We start from the raw sequence: 18,334 nt of genomic DNA, 5'->3' as shown, positions 1-18,334 counted from the left end.
AAAACTGGCGCGACCCAACAAAGAAACACCGAGCAAGGGCCGCCCCGCAGCGATGGTGTTGTCCCCCTCCGGCATTGCGAAGCAAAGCCAGAGAGGGGGAAGCGGCGCAGCCGCTCAGGGGGTGCACGCCATCACCTCACATCCGTTTCCAAAGTCTGCTCCCGCGTAAACCGGAAGCGCGAGACCACGGCAATCTGGTCGGCCTTGGCGCGCATGGCCGGGCCAAAGTGGCCGTAGGGGCCGGCGGAGCGGGCAATGGCTTCGGCGCGGGTGTCCAGCATGCGGTTGCCCGAGCCTTGCACGATTTCGGTGGAGAGCACGCGGCCATCGTGGTTCACGGTCAGGATCATGACCAGCTCGCCGTACAGCTTCTTGCCCTTGTTTTCGGGGAAGTTTTCCGTGCCCTTGTCTTCCACTTTGCGCCGCAGCGCATCGTAGTAAACGGCATACACCGCCTCCTTGGTGGCGGGGCTGATGTAGCGTTTTTTGGGGCGAGCATTTTCTTCGTTGATGCGCTTTTCAATCTCGGCCAGCAGCTTGATGAGCTGCAAGCGCTTTTCTTCCTGCGCCTCCTTGGCCTGTGCATCTGAAGACAGGCGCGGGTCCAGCGGCGGCAGCGCTGCAACCTGCTGGCGCAGCTGGGTCAGCAACTGCGTCTGCTGCTGCTGCATGGCGTCAATCTGGCGCTGTTTTTCCTCGAAGTCGTCACCCACGGCGGTAAGGGCCGAGTAGGGCATGGGGCTGGTCGCCCGGCCCTTGTCGGCATCACCGCCACCGGCCAGCGCCGTCTGGGCAATGGCCTGGGCCTTGTCCGGCGTTTCGTTGGCGCGGGCGTTGACGAGGATGACCTCCAGCGGCGTGTCCTGGAACACGCGCTCAAAGCGCTCCGGGTCCACGAACTTGACGGTCAGCAGCACGGCGTGGACGGCGATGGAGACGCCCAGCGCCAGTTGCAGCGTGCTCAGTCGTTGAAGTGAGGATGGCAGTTTCACGGCAGCGCTTGAACGGAACTATGTGAATCAGGACTGTGCTTTGTCGGCGGCAGGGGCTTCGGCGTCATTCATGTCCACGGCAATGGAGATGGGGCCGGCCACGGCGTCGTCATCATCGTCTTCGCCGCTGTCGTCGCCTTCGACCTGCGCTTGGGCTTCGGTATCCAGTCGCTCAATCAGCGTGCCCGAGATATCCAGCGAGATTTCGTCAATCTCGCCCAGCTTGATGCGCACATGCGCGCCGCGTGGCAGATTCTGCGCACCCAGCACCGGCAGCACCAGCGGCAGATTGTCGGCGCGCACGAGGAAGGAGCCATTGGGGCCTTCCTTGAATACGCTCGCTGTCAGCTCGGTAATGCCGTTCTGCTCCAGGTACTTCAGCGTCCAGAAGCGCTCCATGCCGGCCTGATAACCGTTGTAGGCGCTGTAGGCACCGTCAAAGCTGCTGATGATGCCGAACAGCTCGGCATCCTTGGGCTTGAACGGGGCAGCCAGGGCTGCGGTCTTGCCATGGCGGGCGCAGGCAATGATCTGCCACTGGTTGACCAGGTCCACATAGCGGCGCAGTGGCGAGGTGGCCCAGGAATAGGCTTTGACGCCAATGCCGGCGTGGGGCAGGGCCTTAGTGGACATGCGCACCTTGACGCCCGGCGCCAGGCTGGCCTGGCTGCGGTAAATGCCGGGCACGCCGTGCTCGGCCAGCATCAGGCCCCAGGTGCTGTTGGCCACAATGGCGGCCTCGGCCACGATCAGATCCAGTGGCGCGCCGCGCTTGCGCACGGTGATCTGCACCTGTTCGCTGCCATTGGGCTCGGCGCCGTCGTTGCCAACAAGGCGGAAGTTGTAGTCCGGGCGGTTGAAGTTCTCGGGCTTGCCACGCACCACTTCGCGGTTGGCCTTGAGGAACTTGGACCAGCGCTGCAAAAAGGTGAGCTCCTTGCGCTTATTCAGCAAGGACTCTGGCGTGTTTTCAACCTCAATTGCGGGGTCGGCCAGCCATTCTTCGGTCACGATGTGGTCGAGCTTGTCGTAGCGGAAGTTGACTTCCACAGGCACGCGCTCCAGACGGGTTTCGCTGGAGATGGTCTCCAGCGTCTCCTCGTTGATCTGCACATACAGCGACACGGCGGGGTTGGCGCGGCCTTCGTCCAGCGTGTAGATGTGCACCACATCGTCGGGCAGCATGGTGATCTTGTAGCCCGGCATGTAAACCGTGGACAGGCGGGCGCGGCCCAGCTTGTCCAGCTCGCCACCGGGCGTGATGGCCAGGCCGGGGGCGGCAATGTGGATGCCCACGGTGACGGTGCCCGTGCCCAGTCCGGTCACAGACAGCGCATCGTCGATTTCGGTCGTGGCCGAATCGTCGATAGAGAAGGCTTGCACATCGGCCAGCGGCAGGTCTGCCGGGGGCTGGGGTGCCTGCAGGGCCGGGAAGCCCGTGCCCTTGGGGAAGTTGTCGAACAGAAAGCGCTTCCAGTGGAACTGGTAGGCCGAGTCGATGGCGCCTGCGCGGTGCAGCAGCTCCAGCGGGGCCATTTTGGTGGCGCGGCTGGCCTCGACCACGGCCTTGTATTCGGGCGCGTTCTTGTCGGGCTTGAACAGAATCTTGTAGAGCTGTTCGCGAATGGCCTGCGGGCATTCGCCGCGGCCCAGCTCTTCGGCCCAGCCGTCGATCTGTGCCTGAATCAGCTTTTTCTTTTCAATCGCGGCCAGGGCTTGCTGCAGGATTTCTGCAGGTGCCTTTTTGAAGCGACCCTTGCCCGCACGGCGGAAGTAGTGCGGTGCGTCATACAGGCAAAACAGCGCACCGGCCTGCTGAGCCAGCGTGGCCGATTCAGAAAAATAGTCACGCGCCAGGTCGGCAAAGCCGAATTCCTCATCAGGCGCAAATTCCCAGGCCAGGTCCAGCTCGATCTCGGCGGCCTGCGCCTGTGCCTGAGCCATCAGCTCGGCAGGGGCAGGTTTCTCGAACTTGAGCAGGATATTGGCGGCCTTGACCTTGACTCGTTTGCCGGAGTCCAGTTCGACCTGTGCCGAGGATTCGGCTTCAGAGAGGATGCGACCGGCCAGAAATTTGCCGGCTTCTTCAAACAGTGCGTGCATAACCGCGCATTTTCCCACGAGAGGGCAATCCGTCGCCGACAGAGTTCATGGTGCAGCTCAAGCCAGGGCCAGAAATTCGTCGATTCGGTCCAGATATTCTGGGAAATTCGACAGGGCGTGGTCGCCGCCTTCCTGCAGCAGCTGCAGCGCGTGGGGGTAGCGGTCACTCATTTCCTGCCAGTCCAGCACTTCATCGCCCTGTGCAATCAGGACCATCTCTGGCGCCGCTGCCGTCAGGCTTCGGGTGTCCAGCAGGCGCAGCTCGTCGATGTATTCGGGGCGAAAGAAAAAGACGTCTTCCGGGTCGTGCCAGTTGCTTTGCTCGCCGATATGACGCTCCAGGTCTCGGGCGGGGTTCACGGCCGGGTTGATCATCACGCTCTTGCAGCGGGCCAGTTGCGCCACCCAGCTGGCGTAATAGCCGCCCAGCGAGGAGCCCACCACGGCCATGGTCTGGCGTGGCCAGCTGGCAATGCCTTCGGCAATCAGGGCCGTGGCTTCGCGGGGCGATGGCGGCAGTTGCGGGCACCACCAGCGCACGCGGGGGTGAGTGGCGGCAATATGGTCACCCAGAATGCGGGCCTTGTTGGACTGCGGGGAGGAGCGAAAACCGTGCAGATACAGCAGGTGGGTGGTTGTCATGGCGGCAATCTCCTCTATCTAGTTAGCAGTCTTCAGCCCTTGGGAAAGCCCTTCGGGGGATGTGCAGCCCATTGTGCGGCTGACAAGGCCTAGCCTAGCAGCGTAGAAGACCTATGAAGGCTTGCCCAGGGTGTAACGGCTGTGCGCCGTCAGCAAAGCTCAACCCTGTAATGCGCACGGTGGCGCGCTCCCACGATAATTGCGGCCCATGTCCACCACCGAATTCGACAAGCCATCGCTGCTGCAGCGCATTGTTCCGCTGTTTCGCGGCTTTGATTTCCTGCTGCTCCTGTTTGTCCTGCTGCTGGCCAGTGCGGGGCTGCTGGCCATGTATTCCTCGGGTTTTGACCACGGCACCCGCTTTACGGACCATGCCCGGAACATGCTGATTGCGGCGGGGCTGCTGTTTGTGATTGCCCAGATTCACCCCCAGCAGCTGATGAAGGTGGCTGTGCCGCTTTACACGCTGGGCGTGGCCTTGCTGGTGGCGGTGGCGCTGTTCGGCATCACCAAGAAGGGGGCCACGCGCTGGGTGAATGTGGGGGTGGTGATTCAGCCGTCCGAGTTGCTCAAGATCGCTACGCCGCTGATGCTGGCCTGGTGGTTCCAGCGCCGTGAAGGCAATTTGCGCGCTTCGGATTTTGTCATTGCCTTTGTGCTGCTCATGCTGCCCGTGGGGCTCATCATGAAGCAGCCTGACCTTGGCACCTCGCTGCTGGTGATGGCTGCAGGGCTGTCCGTCATCTTCTTTGCGGGCCTGCCCTGGAAGCTCATCGTGCCACCCGTGGTGCTGGGTGTGATTGGTGTGTTTCTCATCATCTGGTATGAGCCGCAGCTGTGTGCCGATGGCGTGAGCTGGTACTTTTTGCACGACTACCAGCGCACCCGGGTCTGCACGCTGCTGGACCCCACCCGTGACCCCCTGGGCAAGGGCTTTCACATCATTCAGGGCATGATCGCCATTGGCTCGGGCGGCGTCTGGGGCAAGGGCTTCATGGCAGGTACGCAAACCCATCTGGAATTCATCCCAGAGCGCACGACCGACTTCATCTTTGCCGCCTATTCCGAAGAGTTCGGCCTGGTGGGCAACCTCTTCATCATCGTCTGCTTCCTGTTTCTGGTCTGGCGCGGTCTGGCCATTGCCATGCATGCCAACTCGCTGTTTGGCCGCTTGATGGCCGCAGCGGTCTCCATGATTTTCTTCACCTATGCCTTTGTGAACATGGGCATGGTCAGCGGCATCCTGCCCGTGGTCGGCGTGCCCTTGCCCTTCATCAGCTATGGCGGCACGGCCATGGTGACGCTGGGCCTGTCACTGGGTGTGCTGATGTCTGTTTCCAAGGCGCAGCGGCAATTACCGGGCGGGGATGGGCACATACCCCATGGGTGAAGACCCGCAAAATATGCGATGCTATTGATAAAGAAGCTGCAAGCACTTGATGCATAAGCGCTTGAAGCCTTTTTTCCTTAAAGTCTGCGCCCGGGTCGATCATGGAAAATTGTCAGCCCCTGGCGCGGCCTCTTGCCACTCTTGTAAACAGGGTTTACAAACGGCTCTGGGTGGGTCACAAGACCGATCAAGCGGGAGCGGCAAGACCCAAGGCGGCTTCTGCACGGCATGCGGGCGGTGCAGAAACCGGGTCAGTGAAGCGAGTGAATGGAGCGGAATGTTGTCCAGCCTGGTGGGGTGGCATTCCGCTCTTTCTTTTTTGTCAGGGCATCCTGCCATCCGCGAGGACATGCAAGCCTGCCTACAATGCATTCCATGATCTCCCGCGAACCCACCATCGAACGTCTGGCCACGGCCCGTCAATTGCTGCTTGAGCCTTTTGGCCTGGACGAGTCCCATCTGACCCGTGCACTGGCGGAAATTCGCTCGCACCAGGTGGATGACGCCGATCTCTACTTCCAGTACACCCGCGCCGAAGGCTGGAGCCTGGAAGAGGGCATTGTCAAAACCGGCTCCTTTTCCATCGACCAGGGCGTCGGCGTGCGCGCCGTCAGCGGCGAGAAAACGGCTTTTGCCTATTCCGACGATATTTCCGAAGCGTCACTGCTGGATGCCGCTCGCACTGTGCGCTCCATCTCGGCCGCATCGCAGACACGCAAAGTCAAGGCTGGTGCGCCCAAGATTGCCGCCAGCCGCTCTCTGTACCCCGGTCTGGACCCCATCAGCACATTGGACAGCACCGCCAAGGTTGAGCTGCTGGGCAAGGTTGAAAAGCTGGCCCGCGCCAAGGACCCGCGCGTGGTGCAGGTCATGGCAGGCCTTGCCAGCGAATACGACGTGGTGCTGGTCGCCCGTGCCGACGGCACGCTGGCCGCCGACGTGCGCCCGCTGGTGCGCCTGTCGGTGACGGTGATTGCCGAGCAAAAGGGCCGCCGCGAAGTGGGCTCCTCTGGTGGTGGTGGCCGTTTCGGACTGGCTTATTTCAGTGACGAGCAGATCACTCAGTATGTGGACGAAGCTGTGCACGCCGCCCTGGTCAACCTCGAATCGCGTCCTGCACCTGCTGGCGTGATGACCGTGGTGCTGGGTTCGGGCTGGCCCGGCGTGCTGTTCCACGAAGCCGTGGGCCACGGTCTGGAAGGTGACTTCAATCGCAAGGGCTCCAGCGCCTTCAGCGGCCGCATCGGCCAGCGCGTGGCTGCCAAGGGCGTCACCGTGCTGGATGACGGCACGATTGCCGACCGCCGTGGTTCCTTGAACGTGGACGACGAAGGCCATGCCAGCCAGAGCAATGTGCTGATTGAGGACGGTATTCTCAAGGGCTACATCCAGGATTCGATGAATGCCCGCCTCATGGGCGTCAAGCCCACGGGCAATGGTCGCCGCGAAAGCTATGCGCACATCCCCATGCCGCGCATGACTAACACCTACATGCTGGGTGGCGACAAGGACCCGCAGGAAATCATCGGCTCCATCAAGAAGGGCCTGTATGCCACCAACTTCGGTGGTGGTCAGGTGGATATCACCAGCGGCAAGTTTGTGTTCTCTGCCAGCGAAGCCTACTGGGTGGAAAACGGCAAGATTCAGTACCCCGTCAAGGGCGCGACTATCATTGGCAGCGGCCCGGAATCGCTCAAGCACATCAGCATGATCGGCAACGACATGCGTCTGGACTCGGGCGTAGGCACCTGCGGCAAGGAAGGCCAGAGCGTGCCGGTCGGCGTGGGTCAGCCCACATTGCGTATCGACGGCCTGACCGTGGGCGGTACTGCCTGATTTAGCGGTTTCAGTGGGTTTGCCCGCTGTCACTCTCAACCCCACCCTCAACCCCGCTCTGCATGGCAGACCGGGGTTTTGTCATTTTTGGGTCGGCTCATTGCGCTGGAGAGGCATCTGGAAAGGGTTTTTGAAGCCTTTTTGGGCGTTTGCCTTGAAATCGGCGGAGTTGATTGAAAATTGCACTAAGTCTTGCTTGAAACTTGTTTAAATCAATAAAATTCTAAAAAAACAAGAAATTTGCATAAATATTGCGTGATTGGTTTTTTGAAAAATGAGCCTGTTTCAGAGGGAAAGGGGCTGGAGGGTAAGACTGCTGTGCCAGTGGTTGATGTTGCATTGCAAAAGAGCTGTGCTACATTGAAAGACATGCAAACGCAACGCGCCTATTTCTTTTACTTTTGGTTCTCGCCCCCGGCGGCTGAGAGGTAATAGCGCGCACCCTGCAAACACCTCCCAAAGAACCGCCGAAGCTGCAAAGCCCGGCGGTTTTTTTTTTGGCCCTGACGTTTCAGCACCCCCGGTTTCCAACGATCAACGACTCTCACGAAAGATTGCCATGACTGCTCTGAACACTTCCTCCACCGATTCCTGGTATCGCCCCGGTTCTCCCAAGACAGGCCAGACCGACGACGCACGTATCAAGGAAATCACAGTGTTACCCCCTCCAGAGCATCTCATTCGCTTCTTCCCCATCCGCGGCACCGCTGTGGAGACCTTGATCAGCGATACCCGCCGCAGCATTCACAACATCATGCGTGCGCAGGATGATCGTCTGCTGGTTATCGTCGGCCCTTGCTCGATTCACGATCCTGCAGCAGCGCTGGACTACGCCCGCCGCCTGGCCGCAGTGCGTGAGCAGTACAAGGACACGCTGGAAGTGGTGATGCGCGTGTACTTCGAAAAGCCTCGCACCACGGTGGGCTGGAAGGGGCTGATCAACGACCCCTACCTGGACCAGAGCTACCGCATTGACGAAGGCCTGCGCATTGCACGCCAGTTGCTGATCGACATCAACCGCATGGGCGTGCCTGCTGCCAGCGAGTTCCTGGACGTTATCTCGCCCCAGTACATCGGCGACCTGATCAGCTGGGGCGCGATTGGCGCCCGCACGACAGAGAGCCAGGTGCACCGCGAGCTGGCTTCGGGCATCTCGGCGCCCATCGGCTTCAAGAACGGTACAGACGGCAATATCCGCATTGCCACCGACGCGATCCAGTCGGCCAGCCGTGGTCACCACTTCCTGTCGGTGCACAAGAACGGCCAGGTCGCCATCGTGCACACCGGCGGTAACCAGGACTGCCACGTGATTCTGCGCGGCGGCAAGACCCCTAACTATGATGCCGACCATGTGGCTGCCGCCTGCAAGGACCTGGAAGCCGCAGGCCTGACGCCGACCCTGATGGTGGACTGCAGCCACGCCAACAGCAGCAAGCAGCATGAGCGCCAGAAGGATGTGGCACGCGACATCGCAGGCCAGATCGCCGGTGGCTCCAACAGCGTGTTCGGCGTGATGATCGAAGGCCACCTGGTCGGCGGTGCCCAGAAGTTCACCCCCGGCAAGGACGAAGTCTGCAACCTGACCTATGGCCAGAGCATTACCGATGCCTGCCTGGGCTGGGATGATTCCCTGACCACGCTGGAAGAGCTGTCGCAGGCTGTTCTCAAGCGCCGTGAAGCAGCAGCTGCTACTAAAAAAGAAGCAGAAGTCACTGCCTGAATGCAAAGTGCCACGGCACAAGCTGCATAAGCGCTGATAAAAAAGGCCACGAAACTTGCGTCTCGTGGCTTTTTTGCTGAACGGGGCAAAAGCGTGTTCAGTGCTTTTCTTCTGGCGGCGTATCGGGCGTCATTGCGCAGCCGTTGAGCGTGGCGTCAATACGGTTGATAAGGCGCAGCAGATGGCGCTTGTCAAAGTCGGTGCGCTTTTCCCATTCATGCTCGGCCAATGGGAAGACGTGGCTTTGGTGAGGCAGCACTCCATTGGCATCAATCACCGCGTGCAGGCGCGGGATGTAAACCCACTGCAGCCATTCATGGATCTTGAGCGTGTCAAACATGAATGGGATGGTGGATTCCAGCGCCTTGGGGTCCGGGGCAGTGGCAGACCACAGTTTTTGCACTTGTAGTTCAGCCTCCAGTTGCTGCAGATGGTCACGCAGTTCTAGGTGAATGGGGTTGGCGGTCATGTTGATGGGCTCCGGTAGCCTGACGGTGTCAGGCGCATATGCATTAACAGTCAGATAAGTTCAGTCAGGGGTATTTCAAGGGTAACCATGGAGTTACGGCTTGTTATCACGTTCTTGAAATATGCTGTTTCATCCCCATGTCAGTGATATATAAGTGGTCTTAGCTATCAGTTTTGAATTTTATTGAGAGCGCAGCAGACTGTTTCTTTGTAACCGCTGTGATGTCTAGCGAGCCAATGATGCGCACGATTGCGACCCAGGTCGCTTGCATGCAGTCAGCTTGCTGCGTTTTCAGCTCCCGCAGCCGCGTTTAAGCTGTGGCTATGACAACGACTGGCGGCACAAGCGCCGGGAAGTGAGAGGAGATCTATGCGTAATGAAGTAATCGTCGTGTTGGATGGCGATCGTGAGTACCGAGTGGACACCCAGGCGCTGACACCTGTTAGCTCGGATGAAGGGCGCCGCTGGCTGGATCAGCAGTTTGTATCGCTGGACTGCGAGCCCCTGCGTGCTACTGGCAAGGTGCTGCTGGCCGACAAGCTGGTGGTGGTGGCGCGTGAAGCGCAGAACCGCACCAAGCTGTTTGATAACGAAGACTGGCGCAACACCTATGCGGTGGCAGCGCAGGCTGTGCTGTCCAAGCCCTTGATTCGGGTGGATGTGCCGGCGATGTCGATAAGTTATTGAGCACCCCCTGAGCCGCTTTGCGGCTTCCCCCTCTCTGCTTCGCGGAGGGGGACGGTGCCTTCGCCGTGAGGCGGCTCTTGCTTGGCACCTCTCGCATGGAGTGCGCCAGGTTTCAGAAAAATGCCCGCTTTTAGCGGGCATTTTTTGTTTCTGGTGTGGGCTCTGGCTTTATTTCAGCGCTTCGAGCAGCTTGGCGTGTATGCCGCCAAAGCCGCCGTTGCTCATGCAGACGATGGTGTCGCCGGGGCGGGCGGCGGCGGTGACTTGCTGGATCAGGGTGTCGATGTTGTCAGCCACTTTGGCATGCTCGGCCATGGGCTGCAGGGCTTCTGCGGCGTCCCAGTCCAGGCCTGCGGTGTGGCAGAAGGCGAGGTCGGCGCTTTCCAGCGACCAGGGCAGCTGGCTTTTCATGGTGCCAAGCTTCATGGTGTTGCTGCGCGGCTCGAAGACCGCCAGGATGCGGGCTTCGGGGCCGATTTTGCGGCGCAGGCCGTCCAGCGTGGTGCGGATGGCTGTGGGGTGGTGGGCAAAGTCGTCATAGACATCGATGCCGTTCACGGTGCCGCGCAGTTCCATGCGGCGCTTCACGTTCTGAAAGCGCGACAGGGCTTCGCAGGCCACTTCGGCGCTGACGCCCAGGTGGTCGGCGGCGGCAATGGCCGCCAGGGCGTTGAGCTGGTTGTGCACGCCCGTCAGCGACCATGTGAGCTGGCCCACTTTTTTGCCATAGTGCAGCACGGCAAAGTCGCTGGGGTCACCTTCTGCGCTGAAATCACTGACTGCAGAGCCGAAATTGCGCACTTCGCTCCAGCAGCCCTGGCCCAGCACGCGGGTCAGACTTTCTTCCAGGCCATTGCTGACCACGCGGCCGGTGGATGGCACGGTGCGAATCAGGTGATGGAATTGGCGCTCGATAGCGGCCAGATCATCAAAGATATCGGCGTGATCGAATTCGAGGTTGTTGAGCACGGCCGTACGGGGGCGGTAGTGCACGAATTTGCTGCGCTTGTCGAAGAAAGCCGTGTCGTATTCATCGGCTTCGATCACAAACACAGGCTCATCGCCCACGGGGCCGGGGCCACGGGTGGGGCGCTTGGCAGCGCCCAGGCGGGCAGAGACGCCAAAGTCCAGCGGCACGCCGCCCACCAGGAAACCCGGCTGCAGGCCGGCGCATTCCAGCACCCAGGTCAGCATGGATGTGGTGGTGGTCTTGCCGTGGGTACCCGCTACGGCCAGTACATGGCGGCCGCGTAAAACATGCTCGGCCAGCCACTGTGGGCCGCTGGTGTAAGCCGCGCCGGTGTCCAGAATGGCTTCCATCAGCGGGAACTTGGGCGTTCCATCGGGCAGGCGCTTGCGGCTGACCACATTGCCGATCACATACATATCAGGCTGCAGCGCGATCTGGTCGGCGCCGTAGCCCTCAATCAGCTCGATGCCGAGCTGGCGCAGCTGATCGCTCATTGGCGGATAGACGCCTGCGTCGCAGCCGGTGACTTTGTGCCCCGCTTCACGTGCCAAGGCGGCCAGACCTCCCATGAAGGTGCCGCAAATGCCCAGGATATGTATGTGCATGGCTCGGGATTCTACGGTTGCAGGCATGACCTGGGAGCGAGGTATGCGCTGCAGGTGCATGGGGCGTCACATTTCTTATCAAATTGATAGCTGTTTGCGCTTGTTACGCATCGGATTGATGTGAAATTTATGGAGGTCTGATGCCAATAGTGCGCTGACTGCTATGAAATTTGCGGGCAGACTGCTTGGCTTGTGAGGAATAGGAAAAGGTCTTGCGGTCATCTGGGTCACAATGACCGCATGGCTCCTGGCGCACACTGCGCCGGCCCAATGGAAGTGCGCTATGAGTTTTGATAACGTGACTGCAGAAATCGCTCAGACGGCAGCTCGCATCGTGGTGGAAGAAGGGCTGGAATGGGGCCCGGCCAAGCAGCGGGCTGTGCGCCAGCTGGGCCTGCCCGGCCGTACTGCGCTGCCAGACAACGATCAGCTGGAAGAGGCGATTCGTGAATATATAGAGCTGTTCTGCGCAGATACCCAGCCGCAGGAGCTGCAGGCCCTGCGCGAGCTGGCACTGGTCTGGATGGACAGGCTGCAGGAGTTTCGCCCGTATCTGGCGGGTGCCGTCTGGCGCGGCACAGCCACCCGGCTCTCGGATATCTATCTGCAGCTGTTTTGCGATGACCCCAAATCCGCAGAAATTGCGCTTATCAATAACCAGGTGCAGTACGAACCCAGTACGGTGACGGGTTTTCAGGGCAAGCCGGTAGAGGCGCTGTCCATTCACTCCCTGTGCAAGCCCCTCAATGAAACCGTGGGTGTGCATTTGATGATTTACTACCATGACGATATGCGCGGCGCCATGAAGCCTGACAGCCAGGGGCGCAGCCCGCGTGGCGACGCCAAGGCACTGCGCAAGTTGCTGGAGGAGCGCGGCGATGACTGAAATTCCAAACTCGCAAGCAAAACGTCAGGGTAGCTCTCGCCGCGCCTGGCTTACGGGCGGGGTGGCTGTTGCGGCAGTTGCTGCTGGCGCAGGTGTGGCCTGGTGGCGCAGCCAGCCCAAGGCGATGGGGCCGGACACAGAGACACAGTTGTGGTCACAAGTCTTTGAAACGCCAGATGGCAAATCCTTCGCAATGGCGGACTTAAAGGGTAGGCCATTGCTGGTGAATTTCTGGGCAACCTGGTGCCCGCCCTGTATCAAGGAATTGCCCATGCTCAGTGAATTTGCAGCGCGGCAAGGGGCTCAGGGTATACAGGTGGTTGGTCTGGCGGTGGACAAGACGGAAGCGGTTCAGCGGTTTCTGCAGCGTCAGCCTGTGCAGTTCCCCGTTGCCCTTGTAAATCAAGGGGGATTGGTGCTATCACGCACCCTGGGTAATCTGCAAGGGGGGCTGCCATTCACCGTTCTCTTCGATGCCAAGGGTCAAGTGCGACAACGTAAAATAGGTGAGCTTTCCAGTGAAGATCTGGCAAGTTGGAGCAAATAGAGCGAATGAGCCTTGCTCTTGCTGTAAGAAAAGTGTAGGTAAGCAAATTCCATGGCGACGTTATTGAAAAATATGCGCCAATGCACGCAGAAGGCCGAATTTGAGGTAAATTCGCGCCCTGTTTAGAAATACGTCGCTGGAGCTCCCATGGATTTGCGAAAACTCAAGACCCTTATTGATCTCGTGTCCGAATCGAATGTTTCGGAACTGGAGATCACCGAAGCAGAGGGCAAGGTCCGTATTGTCAAGAGCGAAGGTGTGGTGCAGCAGTACGTTGCAGCTCCCATTCAGGCTGCCCCTGTAATGGCTGCACCCGTGGCTGCCGCACCTGCGGCCGCCGCAGTGCCCGCCGCCGCACCTGCTGCTGCCGCGATCGAAGGCCATGTGGTCAAGTCGCCAATGGTTGGCACTTTCTACCGTGCTTCCAGCCCCGGCGCCAAGGCTTTCGTGGATGTGGGCAGCCAGGTCAAGGAAGGCGACACCATCTGCATCGTTGAAGCCATGAAGATCCTCAACGAGATCGAAGCCGACAAGAGCGGCACCATTGTTCGCGTTCTGGGCGAAAACGGCCAGGCTGTGGAATACGGCCAGCCTCTGTTCGTGATCGAGTAACAGGTCATGAGGCGTTGCTTGCCTTTTGCAGTGCAACGCCGAGGTGCGTCAGCCACTGGCTGCGCGACTGAGTCATTGGCAGTGGTCTGTGCTGCGGCACAGGCACCAAGCTGCGAGGAACTTCATGTTTAAGAAAATTTTGGTTGCCAATCGGGGCGAAATCGCCCTGCGCATCCAGCGCGCTTGCCGTGAGCTGGGTATCAAGGCGGTGATGGTGTATTCCGAAGCCGACCGTGATGCCAAGTACGTCAAGCTGGCCGACGAGGCCGTGTGTATTGGCCCGGCTCCTTCTCCTCTGTCCTACCTCAATATGCCAGCCATCATCTCGGCTGCAGAAGTGACGGACGCAGAGGCGATTCACCCCGGTTACGGCTTTCTGTCTGAGAACGCCGACTTCGCCGAGCGCGTGGAAAAGAGCGGTTTCACCTTCATCGGCCCGACTCCCGAGAACATCCGCACCATGGGTGACAAGGTTTCGGCCAAGCAAGCCATGATCAAGGCGGGCGTGCCTTGCGTGCCTGGCTCGGACGGCGAGTTGCCTGACGATCCCGCACTCATCAAGCGCATTGCCAAGACGATTGGCTACCCGGTGATCATCAAGGCATCGGGCGGCGGCGGTGGTCGTGGCATGCGTGTGGTGCACACCGAGGCTGCACTGGTCAATGCGGTGCAGATGACCAAGGCCGAAGCGGCAGCTGCCTTTGGCAATCCTGCTGTGTACATGGAAAAGTATCTGCAAAACCCACGTCACGTGGAAATTCAGATCCTGGCCGATACGCACAAGAACGCCGTGTATCTGGGTGAGCGTGACTGCTCCATGCAGCGCCGCCACCAGAAGGTGATCGAGGAAGCTCCGGCTCCTGGCATTCCACGCCGCCTGATCGAGAAGATCGGCGATCGCTGCGCTGCTGCCTGCAAGAAGATCGGTTATCGCGGTGCGGGTACTTTCGAGTTTCTGTACGAAAACGGCGAGTTCTATTTCATTGAAATGAACACCCGCGTGCAGGTGGAGCACCCCATCACCGAGCTGATCACGGGCATCGACATCGTGCGCACCCAGATCATGATCGCCTCTGGCGAAAAGCTGCCGTTCACGCAGCGCCAGATTGAGTTCAAGGGTCACGCCATCGAGTGCCGTGTGAACGCGGAAGATCCGTACAAGTTCATCCCCTCGCCAGGCCGCATCTCCATGTGGCATGCGCCAGGTGGTCCAGGCGTGCGCGTGGATACCCATGTGTACAACAACTACTTTGTGCCCCCCAACTACGACTCCATGATCGGCAAGATCATCACGTACGGCGACACCCGTGAGCAGGCCATGGCCCGCATGCGTACCGCCCTGCTGGAGACGGTGGTGGAAGGCATCAACACCAATATCCCTCTGCACCAGGATTTGATGGTCGATTCCAAGTTCATGGAAGGCGGCACCAACATCCACTATCTGGAAGAGTGGCTGACGCATCGCAACACCAACAAGCGATGAGATCAGGAGCCTTGCTGCTCTGAGCTCCATGCTGGCCTCTGGAAACGGAGGCCAGCATTTTCGTTTTTCAGGAAAGTACAACTTCTCTGTGTTTTTTGCCATGCCAGAGCATGACGATCGAGCGCAGAGCGGTGATAGAAAGGATGGGCCATGTTTGAGCTGAGCCTGATGTGCCCCGAAGATCGGGTCGAAACCATGAGCGATGCGCTGGATGCACTGGATGCACTGAGCGTGTCCGTCGAAGATGCCGATGCCCAGACCGATGCCGAGCAGGCGCTGTTTGGCGAGCCAGGTATGCCCGCTCCCAAGGAAGGCTGGAACCGCAGCCGCGTGATCGCGCTGTTCCCCAGCGAAGCGGCTGCGACCGAAGCGCGTGACTTGCTGCAACCTCAGGAATTCTTTGAAGGCTGCAAGATTCTGGCCGTCAAACCCGTGCCCGAGCAGGACTGGGTGCGCCTGACGCAGTCGCAGTTCGAGCCTGTGGACATCACCCCCGAATTCTGGATTGTGCCTACCTGGCATGAACTGCCCGAGCAGGCCAAGGTCAGCATCCGCCTGGACCCGGGTCTGGCCTTTGGCACCGGCACCCACCCCACAACCCGCATGTGCCTGCGCTGGATTGCACGCCAGTCCAAGGGTGCACTGGGCCGCACGCTGGACTACGGTTGCGGCTCGGGCATTCTGGCCATCGGTGCCGCCAAGTTCGGCGCGCCCCAGATTGATGCCGTGGATATTGACCCGGCAGCGGTGGAGTCCACCAACTACAACACCAGCGCCAACCATGTGGAAGTCAACGCGGGCCTGCCCGAAGCGGCTACTGGCGCATATCAGACCGTGCTGGCCAACATCCTGGCCACGCCTTTGAAGGTACTGGCCCCGCTGCTGTGCGGCCATGTGCAGGCGGGCGGCAATCTGGTGCTGGCCGGTATTCTGGAGCGTCAGGCCGATGAGCTGAAAGAGGCTTATGCGCCCTACGTGAAGCTGGAAGTGGCCGATAGCGAAGACGGCTGGATTCTGATGACTGCCCAGCGCGCAGCCTGATCGTCACACTGGCAGGCACATCAGCCCGGCGCCTGCCTACAATTGCAAACCGATGAGCCAAGTCACCCGTTGTCCTTCCTGTGGAACCCGCTTCAAAGTGGTTGCCGACCAGCTGCGTATTTCGCAGGGCTGGGTGCGCTGCGGGATGTGCCAGAGCGTGTTCGACGCTTCTGAAGATTTGCAGACCGTATCCGACGATTTGCTGCAGTCTGCGATGGAGCAGGCCCAGACCGATGAACCGGTCAAACCTGCCGAGCTGGCTGAGCCTGAACGCGCGGATGCTCCTGATTCAGAAGCTGCAGACGCTGATTTAAAAAGCGCTGGAAGCCAATTTGATGATGAATCGGTGACGCCGGCTGTGCATGAATCCGACGCTGTTTCACCTCCTGTGACGGAGGTTGAAGCGGCACCTGAGCCAGAGCTTGCACCTGAGTCTGTACCTGAACCTGTGGAGTCAGTCGCTGAAGATGCGAGCGCTGAGACGCCTGCTCACGCAGAATCGCCTGAGCCATCGTTCGTTGATCAGGCCAAGCCGCTGGTGGCTGAGGCCGAGGTTCAGTCTGCATCGTCTGCAGCGGCGGTGGATGAGGTGAGCGAAGAGCTGCCGCAGGCTGAAAGCAGTGCAGAGGACGCGGTGGATAAAGTCGCCGCGGAACCTGCAGCGGCAGAGCCGGGCACTACAGATTCTGAGCCGCCGGAAATCGGCGATGTGGAAATCGTCTCTGACCAGCATTTGCTTTCCACCGATGTGGATGCCGTTCGCAGTGAGGTCAATGCGGCCCAGCCTGTTGATGAAGAACGTGCTGAGTTGCATGAGCCACTGCCAGTTGCCGATGAGCCGGGCTTTGTGCGTCAGGCGCGCCGGCAGGCTTTCTGGCAATCCACAGGCGTGCGCGTGGCACTGGTGCTGGGTTCAGTGGTTGCTGCGGGCGGGCTGCTGGCTCAGCATGCATGGCAGCAGCGCGATACGCTGGCAGCCGAATACCCGGCCCTGGCTCCCGCGCTGACCAAGGCTTGCAAGGCCGTTGGCTGTGAATTGCAGCCCCGCCGTGAGATTGCCGATGTGGTGATCAGCGGCTCGGGTTTCAAGCAACTGGCCGATGCCCATGAATATCAGTGGAGCCTGACACTGGAAAACCGCTCCGATGCGCCGGTGGCCACCCCCGTGGCCGAGCTGACGCTGACGGATGCACAGGACAAGCCGCTGCTGCGGCGCGTTGTGGACCTCAAGCCTCTGGGTGCGCCCGAGCAGTTGCAGCCCCGTCAGGAGTGGAGTGTGAATGTGCCAGTGCAGGTGCAGGAGTTGTCTGCGCCTGTTGCGGGTTACCGCGCGCTGGTCTTCTACCCTTAATCCCTCACAGAAAGAGAACAACATCATGGCTGCTTTGATCTGCGGATCGCTGGCGTTCGACAACATCATGACCTTTGAAGGTCGTTTTTCGGACCAGATTCTTCCTGACCAGCTGCACATCCTCAATGTGTCATTTCTGGTGCCCACGCTGCGCCGCGATTTTGGCGGCTGCGCTGGCAATATTGCCTACAGCCTGAAGCTGCTGGGTGGTGATGCACAGCCCATGGCCATGGTGGGCAGCGATGGTGCTGACTATGTGCAGCGCTTCAAGGATCTGGGTATTGAGACTCGCCATGTGGGTCAGCTGCAGAGCACGCACACGGCCCAGTGCATGATCATGACGGACCGTGATAACAACCAGATCACGGCCTTCCACCCTGGCGCCATGATGCAGGCGCATGAGAACCAGATCACGGCCGATATGGCTGGCGAAATCAAGGTGGGCATTGTGGCGCCCGATGGTCGTCAGGCCATGATTGAGCATGCGGCGCAATTCAAGGCTGCTGGCATTCCCTTTGTTTTTGACCCGGGTCAAGGCCTGCCCATGTTCAACGGCGAGGAACTCAAGGCATTCATTGAGCAAGCCGACTGGGTTGCGGTGAACGACTATGAAGGCAAGATGCTCAGCGAGCGCACAGGCCTGAGCTTTGCGCAGATCTCGCAGCAGGTGAAGGGCTTGATCGTGACGCTGGGGGCTGAGGGCTGCGAAGTCTGGCAACAAGGCGAGAAGACGCTGGTTGCACCCGTAAAGCCTGCTGCCGTGGTGGACCCCACAGGCTGTGGCGACGCATGGCGCGGCGCGTTCCTGTTTGGTCTGGAGCGTGGCTGGGATCTGGTGCGCTGCGCCGAGCTGGGCAATCGCATGGGCGCGCTCAAAATCGCTCATCGTGGCCCGCAAAACTATGCGCTGAACTTTCAGCCCTGATTGCCTGAAATGCCTGCGCCGCTGATGTGGTGCAGATGAAAAAAGCCCGACCTCTTTTTCAAGAGGCCGGGCTTT

Annotated in this window: 16 protein-coding genes; 11 read left to right on the top strand and 5 right to left on the bottom strand. The window is 60.0% G+C overall.

The genetic code is table 11. The features are described 5' to 3' along the window. Positions 1-131 precede the first annotated feature (131 nt). The 3 genes from JDW18_RS18625 to JDW18_RS18615 are packed head-to-tail and all read right to left on the bottom strand — an operon-like array spanning position 132 to position 3,737. Complete coding sequence (locus tag JDW18_RS18625) at positions 132-992, bottom strand: energy transducer TonB (protein ID WP_218241073.1); 861 nt, start codon at positions 990-992, stop codon at positions 132-134. A gap of 27 nt (positions 993-1,019) precedes the next feature. Next, positions 1,020-3,095, bottom strand: coding sequence for a ribonuclease catalytic domain-containing protein (locus tag JDW18_RS18620; protein WP_218241072.1), 2,076 nt, complete (start codon positions 3,093-3,095; stop codon positions 1,020-1,022). Between the two features lie 57 nt (positions 3,096-3,152). Further along, the gene (locus JDW18_RS18615; RefSeq protein WP_218241071.1) at positions 3,153-3,737 is read right to left on the bottom strand and encodes a YqiA/YcfP family alpha/beta fold hydrolase; all 585 of its coding nucleotides are present in this window, start codon (positions 3,735-3,737) and stop codon (positions 3,153-3,155) included. Between the two features lie 208 nt (positions 3,738-3,945). Here JDW18_RS18615 and rodA point away from each other — a divergent pair, with 208 nt between their 5' ends. The 3 genes from rodA (at position 3,946) to JDW18_RS18600 (ending at position 8,683) form a co-directional block, all read left to right on the top strand. Then, on the top strand, positions 3,946-5,127 hold the full coding sequence (gene rodA / locus JDW18_RS18610; RefSeq protein WP_218241070.1) for a rod shape-determining protein RodA: 1,182 nt from the start codon (positions 3,946-3,948) through the stop codon (positions 5,125-5,127). 375 nt (positions 5,128-5,502) lie between these two features. Then, positions 5,503-6,963: a metalloprotease TldD gene (gene tldD / locus JDW18_RS18605; protein WP_218241069.1), complete on the top strand. Its 1,461-nt coding sequence runs from the start codon at positions 5,503-5,505 to the stop codon at positions 6,961-6,963. 559 nt (positions 6,964-7,522) lie between these two features. After that, entirely contained in the window at positions 7,523-8,683 is a 1,161-nt protein-coding gene (locus tag JDW18_RS18600) for a 3-deoxy-7-phosphoheptulonate synthase (RefSeq protein ID WP_246610072.1), read from the top strand. 97 nt (positions 8,684-8,780) lie between these two features. Here the strand turns inward: JDW18_RS18600 and JDW18_RS18595 are convergent, their stop codons facing one another. After that, on the bottom strand, positions 8,781-9,152 hold the full coding sequence (locus tag JDW18_RS18595; RefSeq protein ID WP_218241068.1) for a YqcC family protein: 372 nt from the start codon (positions 9,150-9,152) through the stop codon (positions 8,781-8,783). 369 nt (positions 9,153-9,521) lie between these two features. Here JDW18_RS18595 and JDW18_RS18590 point away from each other — a divergent pair, with 369 nt between their 5' ends. Beyond that, entirely contained in the window at positions 9,522-9,839 is a 318-nt protein-coding gene (locus JDW18_RS18590) for a hypothetical protein (RefSeq protein WP_218241067.1), read from the top strand. Positions 9,840-10,007: 168 nt separating this feature from the next. Here the strand turns inward: JDW18_RS18590 and mpl are convergent, their stop codons facing one another. Next, positions 10,008-11,414, bottom strand: a complete 1,407-nt coding sequence (gene mpl / locus JDW18_RS18585) for a UDP-N-acetylmuramate:L-alanyl-gamma-D-glutamyl-meso-diaminopimelate ligase (RefSeq protein WP_218241066.1) — start codon at positions 11,412-11,414, stop codon at positions 10,008-10,010. Positions 11,415-11,697: 283 nt separating this feature from the next. Between mpl and JDW18_RS18580 the strand changes: the two genes are divergently transcribed. The 7 genes from JDW18_RS18580 to JDW18_RS18550 all read left to right on the top strand — a co-directional run bounded on the left by JDW18_RS18580 (position 11,698) and on the right by JDW18_RS18550 (position 18,259). Further along, positions 11,698-12,300 carry a hypothetical protein gene (locus JDW18_RS18580; protein WP_218241065.1) on the top strand — a complete coding sequence of 201 codons (603 nt, stop codon included), beginning with the start codon at positions 11,698-11,700 and terminating at the stop codon, positions 12,298-12,300. Next, positions 12,293-12,847: a TlpA family protein disulfide reductase gene (locus JDW18_RS18575; RefSeq protein WP_218241064.1), complete on the top strand. Its 555-nt coding sequence runs from the start codon at positions 12,293-12,295 to the stop codon at positions 12,845-12,847. Before JDW18_RS18580 ends, JDW18_RS18575 begins: the two co-directional genes overlap by 8 nt. 147 nt (positions 12,848-12,994) lie before the next feature. Further along, positions 12,995-13,459 carry an acetyl-CoA carboxylase biotin carboxyl carrier protein gene (gene accB, locus JDW18_RS18570; protein ID WP_218241063.1) on the top strand — a complete coding sequence of 155 codons (465 nt, stop codon included), beginning with the start codon at positions 12,995-12,997 and terminating at the stop codon, positions 13,457-13,459. Between the two features lie 124 nt (positions 13,460-13,583). Further along, positions 13,584-14,942, top strand: coding sequence for an acetyl-CoA carboxylase biotin carboxylase subunit (accC, locus tag JDW18_RS18565; RefSeq protein WP_218241062.1), 1,359 nt, complete (start codon positions 13,584-13,586; stop codon positions 14,940-14,942). 150 nt (positions 14,943-15,092) lie between these two features. Beyond that, entirely contained in the window at positions 15,093-15,983 is an 891-nt protein-coding gene (gene prmA, locus JDW18_RS18560) for a 50S ribosomal protein L11 methyltransferase (RefSeq protein ID WP_218241061.1), read from the top strand. Positions 15,984-16,035: 52 nt separating this feature from the next. Next, positions 16,036-17,334, top strand: a complete 1,299-nt coding sequence (locus JDW18_RS18555) for a zinc-ribbon and DUF3426 domain-containing protein (RefSeq protein WP_218241060.1) — start codon at positions 16,036-16,038, stop codon at positions 17,332-17,334. 25 nt (positions 17,335-17,359) lie between these two features. Further along, positions 17,360-18,259 (top strand): carbohydrate kinase family protein, encoded by a 900-nt coding sequence (locus JDW18_RS18550; protein WP_218241059.1) that lies wholly within the window; start codon positions 17,360-17,362, stop codon positions 18,257-18,259. Positions 18,260-18,334: the final 75 nt, after the last annotated feature.

The organism is Comamonas fluminis (assembly GCF_019186805.1).
Lineage (GTDB): Bacteria > Pseudomonadota > Gammaproteobacteria > Burkholderiales > Burkholderiaceae_C > Comamonas > Comamonas fluminis.
This window is presented reverse-complemented; position numbering and strand designations above follow the sequence as displayed.

Bases quoted from the DNA above. Each gene is read 5' to 3' on its own strand.
- JDW18_RS18620 (WP_218241072.1), bottom strand. From the start codon at position 3,095: ATGCACGCACTGTTTGAAGAAGCCGGCAAATTTCTGGCCGGTCGCATC.
- JDW18_RS18615 (WP_218241071.1), bottom strand. From the start codon at position 3,737: ATGACAACCACCCACCTGCTGTATCTGCACGGTTTTCGCTCCTCCCCG.
- rodA (WP_218241070.1), top strand. From the start codon at position 3,946: ATGTCCACCACCGAATTCGACAAGCCATCGCTGCTGCAGCGCATTGTT.
- tldD (WP_218241069.1), top strand. From the start codon at position 5,503: ATGATCTCCCGCGAACCCACCATCGAACGTCTGGCCACGGCCCGTCAA.
- JDW18_RS18600 (WP_246610072.1), top strand. From the start codon at position 7,523: ATGACTGCTCTGAACACTTCCTCCACCGATTCCTGGTATCGCCCCGGT.
- JDW18_RS18595 (WP_218241068.1), bottom strand. From the start codon at position 9,152: ATGACCGCCAACCCCATTCACCTAGAACTGCGTGACCATCTGCAGCAA.
- JDW18_RS18590 (WP_218241067.1), top strand. From the start codon at position 9,522: ATGCGTAATGAAGTAATCGTCGTGTTGGATGGCGATCGTGAGTACCGA.
- mpl (WP_218241066.1), bottom strand. From the start codon at position 11,414: ATGCACATACATATCCTGGGCATTTGCGGCACCTTCATGGGAGGTCTG.
- JDW18_RS18580 (WP_218241065.1), top strand. From the start codon at position 11,698: ATGAGTTTTGATAACGTGACTGCAGAAATCGCTCAGACGGCAGCTCGC.
- JDW18_RS18575 (WP_218241064.1), top strand. From the start codon at position 12,293: ATGACTGAAATTCCAAACTCGCAAGCAAAACGTCAGGGTAGCTCTCGC.
- accB (WP_218241063.1), top strand. From the start codon at position 12,995: ATGGATTTGCGAAAACTCAAGACCCTTATTGATCTCGTGTCCGAATCG.
- accC (WP_218241062.1), top strand. From the start codon at position 13,584: ATGTTTAAGAAAATTTTGGTTGCCAATCGGGGCGAAATCGCCCTGCGC.
- prmA (WP_218241061.1), top strand. From the start codon at position 15,093: ATGTTTGAGCTGAGCCTGATGTGCCCCGAAGATCGGGTCGAAACCATG.
- JDW18_RS18555 (WP_218241060.1), top strand. From the start codon at position 16,036: ATGAGCCAAGTCACCCGTTGTCCTTCCTGTGGAACCCGCTTCAAAGTG.
- JDW18_RS18550 (WP_218241059.1), top strand. From the start codon at position 17,360: ATGGCTGCTTTGATCTGCGGATCGCTGGCGTTCGACAACATCATGACC.